Raw genomic sequence first — 15781 nt, forward strand, 5'->3', positions numbered from 1 at the left:
ATGGCGGCGAATGACGGGGCACGGGCGGCCGGGAACGAGGAGACGGCCGTCTACACACACGGTCACCACGAGGCGGTGCTGCGTTCCCACACGTGGCGCACCGCGGTCAATTCGGCGGGCTACCTGCTGGCCGAACTGAAGCCGGACATGCGGGTGCTGGACATCGGGTGCGGGCCCGGCACCATCACCGCGGACCTTGCGGCGCTGGTGCCGGAGGGGCACGTCACGGGACTCGATTCGGCATCCGGCGTGCTGGAGCGCGCGCGTGAGGCGGCGGCGGGCCGTGGCCTGGCCAACGTGACGTTCGAGGTGGGCGACGTGCACGCCCTGAAGCACCCGGACGGTGCCTTCGACGTGGTGCACGCGCATCAGGTGCTTCAGCACGTCGGCGATCCGGTGCGGGCGCTGCGGGAGATGGACCGTGTGTGCGCTCCGGGCGGCATCGTGGCGGCACGGGACGCCGACTACGGCGCGATGTTCTGGTATCCGCTGGTGGAGGGGCTGGGCGCCTGGCAGGAGTTGTACCGGCGGGTGGCCCGTGCCAACGGCGGCGAGCCCGACGCCGGACGCCGGCTGCTTGCCTGGGCGCGTGAGGCGGGACTGCGGGACGTCACCGCGTCGTCGGCCACGTGGTGCTTCGCCTCGGGCGAGGACCGCGCGTGGTGGAGCGAGTCGTGGGCGGAGCGCACGCTCAGCTCGTCCTTCGCGACGTCCGCAGTGGAGGGCGGTCATGCCACGCGTGAGCAGTTGAGGGACGCGGCGGACGCATGGCTGGATTGGGGTGCGCGGGAGGACGGCTGGTTCGCCGTGCCGCACAGGGAGATCCTGTGCCGGGCCTGACGTGCGCCGAGTCGCCCAACTAGGGTGCGGGACATGGACATTCTGGGGACTTCACTGCGCGTCTGCGTCGATGATCTGGACGCTGCAGTTCCGGCGTACGAACGGCTGACGAGCACCGAGGCGGTGCGTTTCGCCCAAGGACCGGTCTCGGTCGCGGCCGTGGGGCCCTTCGTCTTGATGAGCGGCCCGTCGGAGCATCTGGAGATCCTCCGGAAGATCGCGGCGACGCTGGCCGTGAAGGACGTCGGCGAAGCCGTCGCGGACCTGGAGGCGGTCGGCGCCCAGATCGTGGCAGGCCCCAAGGAGACCCCGGTCGGGCGCAGTGTGATCGCCCGCCATCCTGACGGCAGCGTGTTCGAGTACGTCGACCGCCAGGAGGCGGGCGGATGACAGCAGCCCGCCAGGAGGCGGGCGGATAGCGCAGGCCCGCCGGCGTGCGCGGCACATGCGCGGCCCCGTCCGGGGGCGGGAGCCCCGCTGAACGCCAACCCATCAAGGACGAGCCGCAGTTCACGCCGTCGGAGCGGTTGCGCGACCGGGAACGGTTCGCGGCCCCCCGGGGCGGTGAACGCCCCGGGGATCACGGCCGAAGGCCGCCCGTCAGGGCACGACGACTATCTTCCGCCCCTTGCCCGCCGCGAAGCGGTCGAGCGCGTCCGGGTACTCGTCGAGGGGCAGCCGGTCGGAGATGAAGATCTCCGGGTCCAGCACGCCGCCCGCGAAGAGTTCGGCCGCACGCTCGTAGCTGTGCAGTACGGCCATCGAGCCGGTGATGGTGATCTCCTGGTTGTAGATCTTGTACGGCTCGATGGTGGCGGTCGTCGCGTAGTCGGAGACGCCGAACTGGAGGAACGTTCCGGCCTTCGCGACGCGGCCGAGGCCGTCCTGGATGGCGGCGGCGTTCCCCGTGGCGTCGACGACGAGGTCCCAGCCCTGCGGGCGGTCCAGCTCGTCGGCCGTGGCCGCCGCGGACGAGCAGCCCAACCGGCGTGCGGTGGCCAGCCGTTCCTCGTTCAGGTCGAGCACGTCGACGGCGGCGGCGCCGGTCCGCTTGGCCAGCTCCAGCATCATCAGGCCCATGGTGCCCGAGCCGTATATCAGTACGTGTGACCCGAGTTGGCTCTTCAGCACGTCGTAGCCGCGTACGGCGCAGGACAGCGGCTCGATGAGGGCGGCGTCCTGTGTGCGTACATGCTCGGGCAGCTTCACGCAGTTGGCGACGGGCGCGACGGCGTATTCGGCGGCGCCGCCTGCCGTGGTCACGCCGATCGCGGCCCAGCGTTCGCACAGATTGTTGTGCCCCGTCCGGCAGTAGCGGCACTCGTAGCAGTACAGGGAGGGGTCGACGGCCACCCGGTCGCCGACGGACAGCTCCGTCACCTCGCTGCCAAGGCCGACGACCTCGCCGGCGAACTCGTGACCGGGCACGAGAGGCAGCGACGGTGCGAACTCGCCCTGGCGGATGTGCAGATCGGTGCCGCACAGGCCGCAGGCCGCCACCCGGACGACGACCTGGCGGGCGTCCGGCGTCGGATCGGGCACGGTGGTGAGGCCGACCTTGCCCACGGACTCGACGAGAGCTGCCTTCATTTCACGGCTCCTAGAGACAGGCCCTGGACCAGCTTGTCCTGGGCGGCGAACCCCGCCGCGAGCACCGGCAGGGAGATCACGAGCGACGCGGCGCAGACCTTCGCCAGGAACAGGCCCTGGCTGGTGATGAATCCGGTCAGGAAGACGGGCGCGGTCTGTGCGATCACGCCCGTCAGGACCCGGGCGAAGAGCATCTCGTTCCAGCTGAAGATGAAGCAGATCAAAGAGGTCGCGGCGATGCCGGGCATGGCAATCGGCGCGACGACGCGGGTGAGGATCACCGGCAGCCGGGCCCCGTCGATCTGTGCGGCCTCGATGAGCGCGGTGGGGATCTCGGAGAGGAAGGACTGCATCATCCACACCGCGATCGGCAGGTTCATGGAGGTGTAGAGGATGACGAGCAACCAGATGTTGTCCAGCGTCCCGGTGGACTTGGCGAAGAGGTAGATCGGCAGCAGTCCGGCGACGACGGGGAGCATCTTCGTGGACAGAAAGAAGAACAGGACGTCGGTCCACTTCTTCACGGGACGGATGGACAGCGCGTACGCGGCCGGCAGCGCCAGCAGCAGTACGAACGCCGTCGAAACGACGGACGCGGTAACGGAGTTGGCGAGCGAGAACCACGGGCTCGGTCCTCCCCCGGCTCCGAAGAACTCGCGGTAGCCGTCGAGCGTGAGGGGCGCGGCCAGCGACGGCGGGTTCGTGGCGGCGTCGGCCTCGGAGTGCAGCGAGGTCAGGGCCATCCACAGCACGGGCAGTACGAAGAGGATCCCGACGAGCCATGCGATCAGGCCCAGTGCGGCGTTCCTCCTGCGCACCTTCCTCGGCGCGGTGTCCACGGCGGACGGTATGGAAGTGGCGGGCGACGCGGCGCTCATGATGTGGCCTCCTCACGGAAGAGGGACGAGACCACCCGCAGCGCGAGGGTGGCGATGATGATGGAGCCGATCACGACGAGCACGCCGGCGGCGGATGCGGTGCCGTACTCGTGGCCCTGGTAGAAGGTCTGGTAGATCGAGTACGGCAGGTTCGCGGTGCCGAGGCCGCCCGAGGTGATGGTGAAGACGGCGTCGAAGTTCTGCACGATGTAGACCGTGCCGAGCAGCGCGCCCAGTTCGAGATAGCGGCGCAGATGCGGCAGCGTGATGTAGCGGAAGACCTGCCATGCGCCGGCGCCGTCGATGCGTGCGGCCTCGACGGCCTCCGTCGGCCGGCTCTGCAGCCCGGCGAGCAGGATCAGCATCATGAAGGGCGTCCACTGCCACACCAGCGACGCCTCGACCGCGCCGAGCGGCATCTCGGCGACCCAGTCCGGCTGGGCCGCGCCGTCACCGAGGATCCAGTGCAGAACGCCGTTGAAGAGCCCGTACTCGGGGTTGTAGAGCACGTGCTTCCATAGCAGTGCCGCGGCCACGGGTACCAGCAGGAACGGCGCGATCAGCATCGTCCGGACGGCCGCGCGGCCCCTGAAGCGGCGGTCGAGCAGCAGGGCCAGGAGCATCCCCAGCACGAGGCTGACGAGCACGACGGTGACCGTGAGGAGGATCGTGGTGAAGACCGACTTGCGCAGCTCCGGATCGCCCAGCACCTCACCGTAGTTGGCAAGCCCGGCGAACGAACGGGCCTCCGGATACAGCGCGTTCCAGTCGAAGACGGAGATCACCAGCGTGGCCACCATCGGCAGCTGCGTGACGATGATCAGGAAGATCAGCGCGGGCATCAGCGGCGCGCGGGTGACCCAGGCGCGCAGCCCCGGCGGCGGTTTCGCCGGGCCCGCGGGCCGTGCGGTGCGGTGCCCGGACCCGCCGGGCGGTGTGGTCGTAGTGGTGGTCGTCGACTCGGTCGTGTTCGTCACTGCCCTCGCCCCTCGTACTCCTCGGAGATCTCTTCGGCCAGCTGCTGCGACTTCTTCAGGGCCGTCTCCACGGACTGGCGTCCGGCGATGGCCGCGCTGAGTTCCTGGGAGACCTTGGTACCCAGGTCGGAGAACTCGGGAATGTCCACGAACTGGATGCCGATGGTGGGGCGTTGCTGTACGCCCGGGTCACGCGGGTCGGCTTCGGTGATGGCCTTGCGCGTGGTCTCGCCGAAGGCGCCGGCGGTCTTCTTGTACTCGGGTATGCCGTAGGTGGAAGTGCGTTTGCCCGCGGGGACGTTGGCCCACCCGAACTCCTTGCCGACCAGCCGTTCGTACTCCTTGCTGGAGGCCCAGGAGATGAACTTCCACGCCTTGTCCTGGTTGCGGGAGGACTTCTGCAGGCCCCACGCCCAGCTGTAGAGCCAGCCCGAGGACTTGGTCTTCACGGTCGGCGCCGGCGCGTAGCCGATCTTGCCCTTCACGGGGGACTTGGCGGCTTCGAGCGAGCCTGCGCCCGACGTGGCGTCGTACCACATCGCGGACTTGCCCTGCGTCATGTTGTTGAGGCACTCGGCGAAGCCGGACTGGGTGGCGCCTGACTCGCCGTGCTTGCGCACCAGGTCGATGTAGAACTTGGTGGCCTTGACGAAGGCGGGGTCGGTCAGCTTCGCCTTGTAGTCCTTGTCGAACCAGGTGCCGCCGAAGGTGTTGACGACCGTGGTCAGGGGAGCGATCAGCTCGCCCCAGCCGGGCAGCCCGCGCAGGCAGATGCCGCTCATGCCCTTCTGTGCGCCGTCGGCCTTGGCGGCGAGCTCGGCGACCTGCGGCCAGGTCGGCTTGTCGGGCATCTTCAGGCCCTTCTTCTCGAAGACGTCCTTGCGGTACATCAAGAAGGAGGATTCGCCGTAGAAGGGCTCGGCGTAGGTCTTGCCGTCCTCGCCCTTCAGGGACTCGCGGATCGGAGGAAGGATGTCCTTCTGGTCGAAGCCCGGGTCCTTCTTCAGATAGCCGTCCAGGGGCTTGAGCCACTCGTTCTTGGCGTAGATCGGCGCCTCGTAGTTGCTGATCGTGGCGACGTCGTACTGGCCGGCCTGGTTGGCGAAGTCCTGCCCGATCTTGTCCCGGACGTCGTTCTCCGGCAGCGTCGTGAAGTTGACCTTGATGCCGGTCTTCTTGGTGAAGTGCTTGGCGGTGAGCTTCTGAAGCTCGACCATCTGCGGGTTGTTGACCATCAGGACGTTGATGGTGTCGCCGCCGGTGGCGAGACTCCCGGCGCCGGCGCAGGCGGCCAGCAGCACGTTGGCCGTGGCGACGCCTATGACTGCGCGTGTCCTGTGGCGGCTGCGGATGCGCATGTGCGGTCTCCTGGTCATATGGGGGCGAAACGGGCGGTGGATGCACGGGACGGGCCGGCGGCGGAGGGTGAGGCCGGCCGTGTACGGGCCTTCAGGCCCTGATCACTTGAGGTCCGCGCAGCGAGTACCGGTGGGCCTCGGAGGCGGGCAGCCCTGTGGAGGTGATGATCGTCTGGAAGTCGCCGACCTCCGCGAAGCGGCAGAAGCTGACCGCGCCGAACTTCGTGTGCATGCCGGCGAAGACGCGGCGCCGTGAGGCGCGCAGAGCCTGCGCCTTGACCTCGCTCACGGCCGGGTCCGGCGTGGTGAGGCCGTGTTCGCGGGAGATGCCGTTGGCTCCGATGAAGGCCAGATCGATGACGAAGCCGGCGAGCATCTTCGTCGTCCAGTGGTCGACGGTGGCCAGCGTGCCGCCCCGCACCCGTCCGCCGAGGAGCAGCACCGTGATCTCCTCGGCCGTCGCGAGCGCGCCCGCCGCGGCGAGGGAGGCGGTCACGACGGTCAGCGGCCGGTCACGTGGCAGAGCCTCGGCGATGAGCTGCGGCGTGAAGCCCTCGTCGATGAAGACCGTCTCCGCGTCACCGAGGTGTTCGACCGCGGCGGCGGCGATGCGGCGCTTCTCCGGTACGTGCATGGTGGTGCGGAAGGCGAGCGTGGTCTCGAAGCCCGCGCTCTCGACCGGGTACGCGCCTCCGTGCGTGCGGCGCAGCAGCCCGTGGGACTCCAGTACGCGCAGGTCCCGGCGGACCGTCTCCTTCGCGACGCCCAGTTCGGCGGCGAGCTCGGCGACGTCGACGGAGCCACTTCGCCGGGCGGCCCCGACGATCTCCCGCTGACGTTCCTCCGCGCTCATGGACGACGCCCCCTTCCTCTCCGTACGGTCACGGATCTGCCCGTTCGGGCCCGTGTGGAGAGTTGTACAGCCCCTCGAACACGGGGACCAGGCCAAGTACCGACGGGATCGTGACCGTATCTGCCCGTTTCACCGTCGGTTGCGGGCCCTGTGCCCTGGGGCGGTGGGGCGCGCGCGGCACACCACGGTGTCTGTTTCGGGGGCCGTGATGCCCGTTCCAGGTCCGGCTCGTCAGGCCGGGCGCATCCGGAAGTCGTACCGAGCGGGCAGCGGCTCCGTGGTGAGGGCGGCCCAGGTCTCGCCGAGCACCTCGTCGCCCTCGCGCAGATCGTCGACGTCGAATCCCTCGTCGAAGACCGCCCGCGCCGCCTCCTTCTCGCCGTTCGCCAGCAGCACCTGGGCGTGCAGGAGCTGGAAGCGGCCGCGGAGCCGGAACCCCGGCGGCAGCAGTTCCAGGGCATCGGCGGCGGCGGATGCGCGGCCCGCCGCGAGGAGAACGGGCACCGCCTCGCGCACGAACGCGGCGAGGGTCGGCGCGGGGGCGGCCGTCGCCAGGTCCAGCGCGGCCAGATACCGGTCGGCGGCGCGCTCGGGATGCACGCCTCCGGCGGTGTCGTAGGCGTCGGCGTGGCCGAGGCAGCGCAGGGACCAGGGCGTGGGCGCCGCCGCGGCAGAGCGCTCCCAACTGCGCACGGCCTGCGCCCGGTCGCCCGCGTGCCACTGCGCGACGCCCAGGTGGTAGTCGGTCACCGGTCCCGAGGGCGCGCACTCCAGCTGGTTGCGCCAGGCGTCGGAGACAAGTGAAGGACCGGGATCGGAGGCGGTCAGAGCGGGCTGAGCGCCGGCGGCGTCGTCGAGGAACCGCCCCTTCGTCAGCAGTTCGATCCAGGGCCGCTGCTGCTCGCCCATCGTCTCGCGGGGGAACGGCGTGCCGGTCAACTTGTGGCCGCCGCGTGCGACTTCGAGCGCTCCCCAGCCGGAGCCGGTGGCGAGCCACCTGCCGTCCCCTTCGGTTTCCGGCTCGGTGTCGGCATGCGGAAGCCAGGCGGCGAAGGCCGCGTCCACGTCGGCACGGGGCAGGGTCTCCTCCAGACGGGCGGCGGTGTGTCTGCGTGCGGCGGCCCAGTCGTCGCCGTGGAGGGTGGCCGGATCGACGGCGAGCGGCCCGTACGCCTCCAGCCATGCGAACTCCCGCCCCGCCTCCAGCGGAATGTGTTCGAGCTGGGTGCGGGCGAGGCCCGCCTGGATCTCGGCGTAGCCGCCGGTACCGGGCTCGGTGAGCCACTGCTGCCAGCGCCGCCCTCCGGGCCCGTGGCCCCACACGAACAGTTTCCGGCCCCGCAGCAGGTCCGTCGAGGTCTGGACAAGGCCTGTGCCCTGCTCGTCCAGGGAGGCGATCCACTTCCGCTCCTCGCGGGGGATCTCGTAGAAGTAGTCGGCCGGGAACTCGCTCCGCAAGGCGTACGAGCGGTCGACACCGTCCCACTCCGGCACGGGGATGCGGCGCAGGCGGCGCTCGTAGGCGAAGTACCAGGTCTCGTCCGCCGGAACGAGGACGCGGGTGCGCTCGTCCTCCGGCACCGCGATGTTGGACCACCAGTAGACGGGCACGGTGTGGTCGTGGGGATTGCGGATGCGGGCGCCGACGTAGAGGAAGTCGGATCCCTCCGGGAGCCACAGGTCCACCTGGAACGGAGTGTCGCGCAGGCGCTCCCACTCCCACAGCCGCAGCATGTCTCCCCCAGCTGCGGGTGGGTGGGGCCCCCAGTTGGGGGCGGGCACGCGGGCGGCGTGGACGGGCGCGACGGAGAGCGTGGTGTGGCCGGTCGCGCCGATGTTCCACTCGATGCCGCCCGAGAACCAGGCACCGTTCAGGGCGAAGTCCGCGGGCTGCAGAACGGGGTTGGTGTAGAGCAGCTCGCGTCCTGTGGGTTTGTGGTGCAGGGAGTGGACGCGGCCGCCGAGTCCCGGGAGCACGGTCACCCGCAGCCGGTCGTTCTCCAGGACCAGAGCGTCCAGGGAGGCGGATGCGCGCTCGCGCGTGTAGCCGTCGAGGATGCGGGTGGGCAGCACGGACCGCAGCGGTGCGTAGCCGACCTGACGCGCCATGTCAGGCGGCAGTGCGGCCCGTTCGTGCTCGTCGATGGTGTGCATCTCGTCGAGGGGCGCGAGCGGGGGCAGCGGATTCTCCGGGCCGACGGGTGCGACGGGCAGGGTCAGAGTGGTGCGGCGCAGCGTCGTCGGCACGGCTACCTCGATCCTCCGTGGGTGCCGCCGCCTTGCCGGGACCCCCTGATGACCATGGAACACGCTGGACGTCCCCTTGAACAGGCGCCGGTCTGCTGGGGACGCTCCCCCTCGCGCCACTGGCCCCCACCCGGGACGCCGGGCCCGGCGGGACTGTCGCCGGGGCGGGTCAGCTGCGCCGAAGCGCCCACGCGGCGGCGTAGCCGGTGGCCACGTCGAGGTCGCCGATGGTCCAGCCCGGCGGTGAGGCGGGCCGCTGTGAGGTGCCGACGTACGTGACCGACGGTTCCTCCCCGAGTCCGCTCCCGGTCCCCTTCACGTAGGCCTCCTTGCGCGTCCAGCATCGGGCGAACGCCGCGGGCCGCTGCTGTGGCGGCAGGGCGCCGAGCTCGTCCTGTTCCCGGGGGTGGAGGGTCCTGGAGACCTCTTCGACGACTCCCGGGCCCGGCAGCGACTCGACGTCGACGCCGACGGGTGCGGCGGCGAACGCGAGGAGCACCAGATCTCCCGCGTGCGAGAGCGAGAAGTGCAAGGGGTCGCCCGCGAGGCCGGGCCTGCCGTGCGGGCCGCCGCACACCGGGCAGTCGGCGCGGACGAGGGGGAGCTCGGACGGCGCGGTGTTCGTACGGCGGGCGAGTTCACGGCGCAGCGCCGTGTGCGCGACGTGGTAGCGGTCCCGGTCCTCCTGACGTCTGAACGCCGCGGCCCGTGACCGCTCGTCCTGGGAGAGCCACTCCAGTTCGCGGGTGGCGCGGGCGGCGTTCCCGGACACGCGAAGGATCACCGTCTCCGGGGCCGCGGGAGCTGGGGAAGGGGCGGGGCCGGCGGTCATGGTACGAACGTACCGTGACGGACGCCTCGCTCTTCCCGCCCTCGCTGCCGGTCATGAACGACATGCGGCGCACCGCGAGCGGACGCCGGTGGCTGACGCAACTGCCCGCCCTTGTCGAGGAGTTCCGCGACCGCTGGGAGCTGCGGCTCGGCGTCCCGTACCACGGCGGCAGCTGCTCCTGGGTGGCTCCGGCGCGGCGGGCGGACGGAACCGCCGCCGTGCTGAAGGTGACGTGGCCGCATGCGGAGGCACGGCCCGAGGGCGAGGTGCTGAAGCTGTGGGCGGGCCGCGGTTCGGTACTCGTGTTCGAGCACGACCCGGAGCGGTACGCCCTGCTGCTGGAACGCTGCGAGCCGGGCAGGGAGCTGCGCACCGCGACGGAGCTGCCTGCGGAGGAACGGCTGCTGCTGGGCGCCGGGGTGCTGCGGCGGCTGTGGGACGCGGGCCCGCGGACGGGCGTCGAGGACACGGGTACAGGCGCTGACACGGGCACGGGCGGCGACAGCCGAGTGCCGTTCGTGGAGCCGCTGTCGGCGGTGGCGTCCGGCTGGGCCGATCACGCGGAGGAACGCGTCGAGCGGTACGACTGGCCCGCCGGGGTCGATACCGGTCTCTTCCTGCTCGGCGCCCGGCTGCTTCGCGAACTCCCGCGCGCCGGCGGACGGAAGACCGTCGTTCACGGTGACTTCAACCCGGGCAACCTCCTGACCGCCGAGCGCGAGCCGTGGCTGGCGATCGACACCAAGCCGATGTACGGGGACCCCGCCTTCGACCCGTGGCCGCTGATCCAGCAGACCGACGACCCCTTCGGGCATCCCGATCCGCGGCGGGTGCTCGCCCGGCGTACGGCGCTCGTGGCCGACGCGACCGGTACGGACGTGGCACGACTGCGCGCCTGGGCAGTGGCACGCCTCGTCGACTTCCTGCTGTACCACCTCGACGGCCACGGCGATCTGTCGGACACCGTGCGGATGTCGGAGCAGGTACGGGTACTGGCGGAGCTCACCGAGCTCTGAACGGGCCCCGGCCTCGGCGCACTTCACTTCCCCTGTCGGCTGCCTGCCTGGTGGCCCGGATCAGTTCGGGGCCGGTTCTCGGCCGGCTCCCGGAGGTTGAGGTCGAGGAACGCGCGCAGCCCCGTCGTGATCTGGGAAGCAGGGGCCCCGGAGACCTTCGCCAGCAGGATCAGGCCCTGGATCTGGGCGAGCGTCAGGTGCGCCAGCAGGTCCGGCTCGACGCCTTCCCGTAGGACGCCGTGTGCGGCGGCGTGCCGGCAGGCAGCGGCCAAGTGCGCCTCCCAGCGCGTCAGCACCGCCGCGACATGTGCGCGGAGTTCTTCATCCGTGGTGGACAGTTCGGCGGCGAGGTTGCCGAACGGGCAACCCACTATCCGGCCGAACTGTTCCTCAAAGGTCCTCTGAACCAAGGTCACCGCATCGGCGACTGCCAGCAGCCGGGCTGCCGGGTCGTCCTCATCGACCTCGCCAAGGCTTCGTTCCAACTCCGCCGCGTGCAGGTCGACGACGGTCTTCGCCAGGTCGGCCTTCGAGGCGAAGAAGTGATAGAAGCTGCCCTTCCGCACGTCGGCCGTCGCGCACAGATCGCTGATTCCCACGGACTGGTAGCTACGGGTGATGAACAGCCTGGCCGCAGAACGGACGATCCGCTCACGTGTCTCCATAGCGGCCAACCTAGGGGGGAGTTGACCGGTCAGTCAACTCGCCGTTAGGGTCGACGGCCATGCAGATCCTGCGCACTCCCGCTGAACGATTCGCCGATCTCCCCGACTTCCCCTATGAGCCCCGGTACGCCAACGTGTCCGACGACGAAGGCGGCGAACTGCGGATGGCGTGGGTGGAAGACGGGCCCGCCGACGCCAGTCCCGTACTGATGCTGCACGGTGAGCCGTCATGGTCGTTTCTGTACCGGCGGATGATGCCGACGCTGGCTGCGACCGGCCACCGCGTCATCTGCCCGGACCTTGTGGGTTTCGGCCGCTCCGACAAGCCGACCGGGGTCTTCGACCACACCTACGCTCGCCACGTCGAATGGGTACGCGCCCTGGTGTTCGATCACCTTGACCTCACCAGCGTGACACTGGTCGGACAGGACTGGGGCGGCCTGATCGGGTTGCGCCTGGCCGCCGAGCACCCGGAGCGCTTCGCGCGTCTGGTGGTGGCCAACACCGGCCTGCCCACGGGCGACATCCCGATGCCCGACATCTGGTGGAAATTCCGCGAAGCCATCCAGGGCCAGCCCACCCTCGACATCGGCCGGTTCGTGCAGTCCGGATGTCAGCGCCCGATGAGCGACGCGGTACGCGCCGCCTACGACGCGCCGTTCCCCGACGATTCCTACTGCGCCGGTCCCCGGGCGATGCCCGGCCTGGTGCCCACGTCACCGGACGACCCCGCCACTGCAGCCAACCGGGCCGCCTGGGCTGCCTTGCGCGACAGCCCCACTCCGATGCTGGTGGCTTTCAGCGACGGCGACCCGATCACCGAAGGCATGGCCCCGATCTTCCGGCGCGAGATGCGAGGCGCACAGGGACACGATCATCCGGTCATTCGCGGTGCCGGGCACTTCCTCCAAGAGGACGCGGGTGAGGAACTGGCCCAGCACATAGCTGAGTTCCTCGAACAACACACGGGTTCATGAATGAGCTGCAGGGCGCCGCAGGCCCCTGCTCACTCCCCGGTCGCTCCGTCCGCCAGTTCCCTCGCCACGTCGAGCTGGCCCACGTGCCGGGCGTACTCCTGCAGCAGGTGGAAGAGGATCCAGGCCAGCGACGGAGCCTCGTCCTCGGTGGGGAAGCGTCCGCCGAGCCGGGCGTGGGCGTCCAGGCGGGCCTCGCGGACGATCTCGCGGGAGCGGTCGCACTGCGCGCGGAACGCGTCGACGATGTCGGCCGTCACGGCTCCGTCCGGGACGCGCCATCTGTCGTCGCCGCCCCTGTCGCCCCACGGGTCCGGGACCCGCTCGGCCTCGAACCCCCATGCCAGCCAACGGCGTTCGACGTAGGTCAGATGCCGCACCAGCTCCAGCGGCGACCAGCCCGAGGGCACATGGCTCCTCCGCAGGTCGGCCTCCGACAGCCCGTCGATCTTCCGTAGCAGGGTGTCGCGGTAGAAGTCGAGGTAGCCGCGCAGCAGCGCGTGCGGATCGGCGACGGACGGATCGGGCTCGCCCGGCGGCAGCGGCGGGATCGAGGGTTCGATGGCGGTCACAGAAGTCCCGGTTCGTCGTAGGTGAGAGTGCGGGCGTCGGCGTCGAGTACGGCAGGGACACCGAGCGGAAGTGTGGGTGTCGACGGGCCGTGGCCGAAGCCGAGCTCCTCGACGACGGGAACGCCGAGCGGTTCCAGCCGGTCACGCAGCACCGCGCCGACCTCCTCCGGGTCGCCGCACGCCGTCCAGGAACCCAGCGCGATGCCGGCGACGCCGTCGAACCAGCCCGAGCGCAGCAGTTGCGTCAGCAACCTGTCGATGCTGTAGGGCGGCTGGTCTATGTCCTCCAGCAGCAGGATGCCCCCGGCGGCGGAGGGGCGGGCGTGCGAAGTGCCTCGCTCGGAGGCGAGGAGGGAGAGGTTCCCGCCGAGGGTCATGCCGTGGGCGCGACCAGGCACGAGCGTCCTGCTTTCGGCCGTGGGCCCGATGGTCAGGACGGTCTCGGGCTCGAAGAGCGACCGCCGCAGGTGCTCACGCGTCGCCTCGTCCTCGAGGAACGCGGCAGTCGTCGGCATCGGCCCGTGCAGGGTGGCGAGGCCGAGGCGCTGAGAGACGGCCTCGTGCAGGACGGTGAGGTCGCTGTAGCCGACGAAGAGTTTCGGGGCGGCCTCGCGCAGCCTGTCCCAGTCGAGCAGGTCGAGGACGCGCTGAGTGCCGTAGCCTCCCCGCGCCGAGATGACGGCCGCCAACGTCGGGTCGCACCACGCTTCCTGGAGGTCGCGGACCCGGTGTTCGTCGGTGCTGGCGAGGTGTCCGAGGGCCGGGTGAGGATCGAGGACGTGCGGGCCCACGTGAGGCTCCAGGCCCCACTCGCGCAGAATCGCCACGCCCGCCTTCAGCCGTTCCTCGGGCACCGGTCCGCTGGGGGCGACGATTCCGACACGGTCGCCCGGACGAAGCCGGGGCAACCTGGTCAGCGCTGCGGTCGTGCTGCGGCTCATCGGTTCAGCTCCAGTACCGGTACGTCGTCGCGGTCGATGCCGAAGGCCTGGGCGTACAAGGAGAGTTCGGACTCGACGGCGCGAATGATCGTCTCGGCGCGGCGGAAGCCGTGGCCTTCCCCCTCGAAGGTGATGTAGGCGTACGGGACGCCGCTGCCGTCGACCTCCGCCACGAAGCGTTCGCACTGGACGGGCGGGCAGATCACGTCGTCGAGCCCTTGCAGCAGCAGGAAAGGCACGCCTACGCGGTCGGCGCGGTGGAGAGGGGAACGGTCGTGGTAGCGCTCGGGGAAGCGCTCCCGGTCACCGACGAGGGACTCCAGGTACTGCGATTCGAAGTCGTGGGTCTCGTCGGTGGCCCAGCCGGCGAGGTCGAGGATCGGGTAGCTGATCGTCCCGCACGCGTAGAGGCCCTCGGTGGCCGGTGAGGTGAGGGAGGCGGCGCTGGTCCAGCCACCGGCGCTGCCGCCACGAACGGCTAGCCGCGCCGGATCGGCTTCGCCTTCCGCCGCCAACTGGCGTGCCACCGCGGCACAGTCCTCGACGTCGACGATGCCCCACTGTTCACGCAGCCGGTTGCGGTAGGCACGCCCGTAGCCCGTCGATCCGCCGTAGTTGACCTCCACGACGCCTATGCCACGTGAGGTGAAGTAGGCGATCTCCAGGTCGAGCACGAGCGGAACCCGGCTCGTCGGGCCTCCGTGCGCCCACACGACGTAGGGCGCCAACTCCCCGTCGGGCGCCTCGTATCCGGGGTGGCGCGGTGGGTAGACCTGGGCGTGGATGTCGCGCCCGTCGGGGCCGGTAAAGGTGCGTTCGTGCGGCTGAGGGTAGTGAGCCGGGTCGACGGGATCCTTGTGGTGTGCGGCGACGACCCTGCTGTGGCCGGTGCGCGTGTCGAGTTCGACGACCTCGTACGAGCTCTGCGGGCCCGCGGCGACGCCGAAGACACGGGTGCCGGCTGATGCCACGGCTGCCCATTCGGTCCAGGGGCCGGTGGCGTCGGCGAGTTCACCGCTTTCCGGGTCGAGCACACCGAGCCGAAGGGCGCCCCGCCCGTGCAGCGCCGCGATGAGGCCGCCCTCCAGAGGCTCGAACCACTTCTGCCCGATGCGCCACAGCCCGGCGGCGAACTCCTCCTCGCGGGGGCAGAGAGCCCTTCTGCCGCCGGGGTCGGTGGCGGACGCCTCGAGGTCGAGGCGCTGCAGGTTCCACCAGCCGGACTCGTCGGAGGCCATCAACAGGGCGCCGTCGGGAGCCCATTCGACCTGCGCGACCGACTCGTCCGGGCCCCCCGCGACGGTCCGTACATCCTCGAACCGGCCATCGGCGGTCACACGGGCCGTCTTCACCTGCGTGCCGTCCCAAGGCATGGCGGGGTGGTCCCAGGCGAGCCAGGCGACGCGGCTGCCGTCCGGGGAGAGACGGGGCCCGGTCACGAACCTGCTTGCGTCGTCGGTCAGTTCGCGCACGCGGGCACGGTCGTCGGCCGCGGAGCCGTCCAGCGGCACGGCCGCGATCACACGCCGCAGATCGGTGGGTCCCTCGCCGGTGAACTCCTCCAGCACACACCACACTTCGGGCCCCCCGGGGCCCTCCGGCACAAGCACCGGGTCGCACCAGCGCAGCCCGCCGGGGATGACTTCCGCAACGGGTGTGAGGGGGCGTGGTGACCGGTCGGGCATGTCGGGCTCGTAGGCGTAGAGCCGCTGGTCCGCGAAGTGGGTGAAGACGATCAGCGGCCCGCCCTCGTCGCGGGCGGTGCCCGCCCACGGCATCCCGCCGTATTCGATGACGCGGTTGCGCACGTTCCATGGAGCGGGCAGCACCGACCGGACCTCACCGCCGTCCGCGGACAGCCGCATCAGGGCGCGGCGTCCGCCCTCGGCGGGACGGGGCTCCGTCCACCACACCTCTGCGCCGACAGTGCCCAGGTAATCGGGCCGCCCGTCGTGCGAGGCGACGAGGGCGGCGTCGATGGGGGACGGCCAACTGCCGTACGGTGCCGTGGTCTTCGCCATGTGGGATGAGCCTCCGT

At 70.6% G+C, this 15781-nt stretch carries 15 protein-coding genes; 4 read left to right on the forward strand and 11 right to left on the reverse strand.

Going from position 1 to position 15781, the window contains the following annotated elements; translation table 11 throughout:
* Both G4Z16_RS04540 and G4Z16_RS04545 read left to right on the forward strand, forming a co-directional pair.
* Positions 1 to 840 carry a class I SAM-dependent methyltransferase gene (locus tag G4Z16_RS04540; RefSeq protein ID WP_197349301.1) on the forward strand — a complete coding sequence of 280 codons (840 nt, stop codon included), beginning with the start codon at positions 1 to 3 and terminating at the stop codon, positions 838 to 840.
* Between the two features lie 33 nt (positions 841 to 873).
* Complete coding sequence (locus tag G4Z16_RS04545) at positions 874 to 1230, forward strand: VOC family protein (RefSeq protein WP_197349302.1); 357 nt, start codon at positions 874 to 876, stop codon at positions 1228 to 1230.
* A gap of 210 nt (positions 1231 to 1440) precedes the next feature.
* On the opposite strand, the gene G4Z16_RS04550 is transcribed toward G4Z16_RS04545, so the two are convergent.
* The 7 genes from G4Z16_RS04550 to G4Z16_RS04580 all read right to left on the reverse strand — a co-directional run bounded on the left by G4Z16_RS04550 (position 1441) and on the right by G4Z16_RS04580 (position 9575).
* On the reverse strand, positions 1441 to 2430 hold the full coding sequence (locus G4Z16_RS04550; RefSeq protein ID WP_197349303.1) for a zinc-dependent alcohol dehydrogenase family protein: 990 nt from the start codon (positions 2428 to 2430) through the stop codon (positions 1441 to 1443).
* Positions 2427 to 3308, reverse strand: coding sequence for a carbohydrate ABC transporter permease (locus G4Z16_RS04555; protein WP_197349304.1), 882 nt, complete (start codon positions 3306 to 3308; stop codon positions 2427 to 2429). The genes G4Z16_RS04550 and G4Z16_RS04555 overlap by 4 nt, the downstream gene beginning before the upstream one ends.
* Positions 3305 to 4285 (reverse strand): carbohydrate ABC transporter permease, encoded by a 981-nt coding sequence (locus tag G4Z16_RS04560; RefSeq protein WP_425508048.1) that lies wholly within the window; start codon positions 4283 to 4285, stop codon positions 3305 to 3307. Before G4Z16_RS04560 ends, G4Z16_RS04555 begins: the two co-directional genes overlap by 4 nt.
* Positions 4282 to 5643, reverse strand: a complete 1362-nt coding sequence (locus G4Z16_RS04565; protein WP_197349305.1) for an ABC transporter substrate-binding protein — start codon at positions 5641 to 5643, stop codon at positions 4282 to 4284. The genes G4Z16_RS04560 and G4Z16_RS04565 overlap by 4 nt, the downstream gene beginning before the upstream one ends.
* Positions 5644 to 5734: 91 nt before the next feature.
* On the reverse strand, positions 5735 to 6496 hold the full coding sequence (locus G4Z16_RS04570; protein WP_197349306.1) for a DeoR/GlpR family DNA-binding transcription regulator: 762 nt from the start codon (positions 6494 to 6496) through the stop codon (positions 5735 to 5737).
* A 231-nt stretch (positions 6497 to 6727) separates the two neighbouring features.
* The gene (locus G4Z16_RS04575) at positions 6728 to 8743 is read right to left on the reverse strand and encodes a DUF5107 domain-containing protein (protein WP_197349307.1); all 2016 of its coding nucleotides are present in this window, start codon (positions 8741 to 8743) and stop codon (positions 6728 to 6730) included.
* A 169-nt stretch (positions 8744 to 8912) separates the two neighbouring features.
* On the reverse strand, positions 8913 to 9575 hold the full coding sequence (locus G4Z16_RS04580; RefSeq protein WP_197349308.1) for a 4'-phosphopantetheinyl transferase family protein: 663 nt from the start codon (positions 9573 to 9575) through the stop codon (positions 8913 to 8915).
* A gap of 14 nt (positions 9576 to 9589) precedes the next feature.
* Between G4Z16_RS04580 and G4Z16_RS04585 the strand changes: the two genes are divergently transcribed.
* The gene (locus tag G4Z16_RS04585) at positions 9590 to 10591 is read left to right on the forward strand and encodes an aminoglycoside phosphotransferase family protein (protein ID WP_246530677.1); all 1002 of its coding nucleotides are present in this window, start codon (positions 9590 to 9592) and stop codon (positions 10589 to 10591) included.
* 23 nt (positions 10592 to 10614) lie between these two features.
* Here G4Z16_RS04585 and G4Z16_RS04590 read toward each other — a convergent pair whose 3' ends face one another.
* Complete coding sequence (locus tag G4Z16_RS04590; protein ID WP_197349309.1) at positions 10615 to 11256, reverse strand: TetR/AcrR family transcriptional regulator; 642 nt, start codon at positions 11254 to 11256, stop codon at positions 10615 to 10617.
* A 59-nt stretch (positions 11257 to 11315) separates the two neighbouring features.
* On the opposite strand from G4Z16_RS04590, the gene G4Z16_RS04595 reads away from it, so the two are divergent.
* A complete protein-coding gene (locus G4Z16_RS04595; protein ID WP_197349310.1) occupies positions 11316 to 12233 on the forward strand; it encodes a haloalkane dehalogenase in 918 nt (305 codons plus the stop codon).
* A gap of 29 nt (positions 12234 to 12262) precedes the next feature.
* Here G4Z16_RS04595 and G4Z16_RS04600 read toward each other — a convergent pair whose 3' ends face one another.
* Genes G4Z16_RS04600 through G4Z16_RS04610 form a run of 3 tightly spaced genes read right to left on the reverse strand, consistent with a single transcriptional unit; the run spans position 12263 to position 15764 of the window.
* Positions 12263 to 12802 (reverse strand): DinB family protein, encoded by a 540-nt coding sequence (locus G4Z16_RS04600; RefSeq protein ID WP_246530678.1) that lies wholly within the window; start codon positions 12800 to 12802, stop codon positions 12263 to 12265.
* Positions 12799 to 13743: a S66 peptidase family protein gene (locus G4Z16_RS04605; RefSeq protein ID WP_197349311.1), complete on the reverse strand. Its 945-nt coding sequence runs from the start codon at positions 13741 to 13743 to the stop codon at positions 12799 to 12801. The genes G4Z16_RS04600 and G4Z16_RS04605 overlap by 4 nt, the downstream gene beginning before the upstream one ends.
* Positions 13740 to 15764, reverse strand: a complete 2025-nt coding sequence (locus G4Z16_RS04610) for a S9 family peptidase (protein WP_197349312.1) — start codon at positions 15762 to 15764, stop codon at positions 13740 to 13742. The genes G4Z16_RS04605 and G4Z16_RS04610 overlap by 4 nt, the downstream gene beginning before the upstream one ends.
* Positions 15765 to 15781 lie beyond the last annotated feature (17 nt).

Origin of the sequence: Streptomyces bathyalis (genome assembly GCF_015910445.1) — a bacterium.
Lineage (GTDB): Bacteria > Actinomycetota > Actinomycetes > Streptomycetales > Streptomycetaceae > Streptomyces > Streptomyces bathyalis.

Bases quoted from the DNA above. Each gene is read 5' to 3' on its own strand.
- G4Z16_RS04565 (WP_197349305.1), bottom strand. From the start codon at position 5,643: ATGCGCATCCGCAGCCGCCACAGGACACGCGCAGTCATAGGCGTCGCC.
- G4Z16_RS04545 (WP_197349302.1), top strand. From the start codon at position 874: ATGGACATTCTGGGGACTTCACTGCGCGTCTGCGTCGATGATCTGGAC.
- G4Z16_RS04610 (WP_197349312.1), bottom strand. From the start codon at position 15,764: ATGGCGAAGACCACGGCACCGTACGGCAGTTGGCCGTCCCCCATCGAC.
- G4Z16_RS04590 (WP_197349309.1), bottom strand. From the start codon at position 11,256: ATGGAGACACGTGAGCGGATCGTCCGTTCTGCGGCCAGGCTGTTCATC.
- G4Z16_RS04550 (WP_197349303.1), bottom strand. From the start codon at position 2,430: ATGAAGGCAGCTCTCGTCGAGTCCGTGGGCAAGGTCGGCCTCACCACC.
- G4Z16_RS04605 (WP_197349311.1), bottom strand. From the start codon at position 13,743: ATGAGCCGCAGCACGACCGCAGCGCTGACCAGGTTGCCCCGGCTTCGT.
- G4Z16_RS04580 (WP_197349308.1), bottom strand. From the start codon at position 9,575: ATGACCGCCGGCCCCGCCCCTTCCCCAGCTCCCGCGGCCCCGGAGACG.
- G4Z16_RS04555 (WP_197349304.1), bottom strand. From the start codon at position 3,308: ATGAGCGCCGCGTCGCCCGCCACTTCCATACCGTCCGCCGTGGACACC.
- G4Z16_RS04570 (WP_197349306.1), bottom strand. From the start codon at position 6,496: ATGAGCGCGGAGGAACGTCAGCGGGAGATCGTCGGGGCCGCCCGGCGA.
- G4Z16_RS04540 (WP_197349301.1), top strand. From the start codon at position 1: ATGGCGGCGAATGACGGGGCACGGGCGGCCGGGAACGAGGAGACGGCC.
- G4Z16_RS04595 (WP_197349310.1), top strand. From the start codon at position 11,316: ATGCAGATCCTGCGCACTCCCGCTGAACGATTCGCCGATCTCCCCGAC.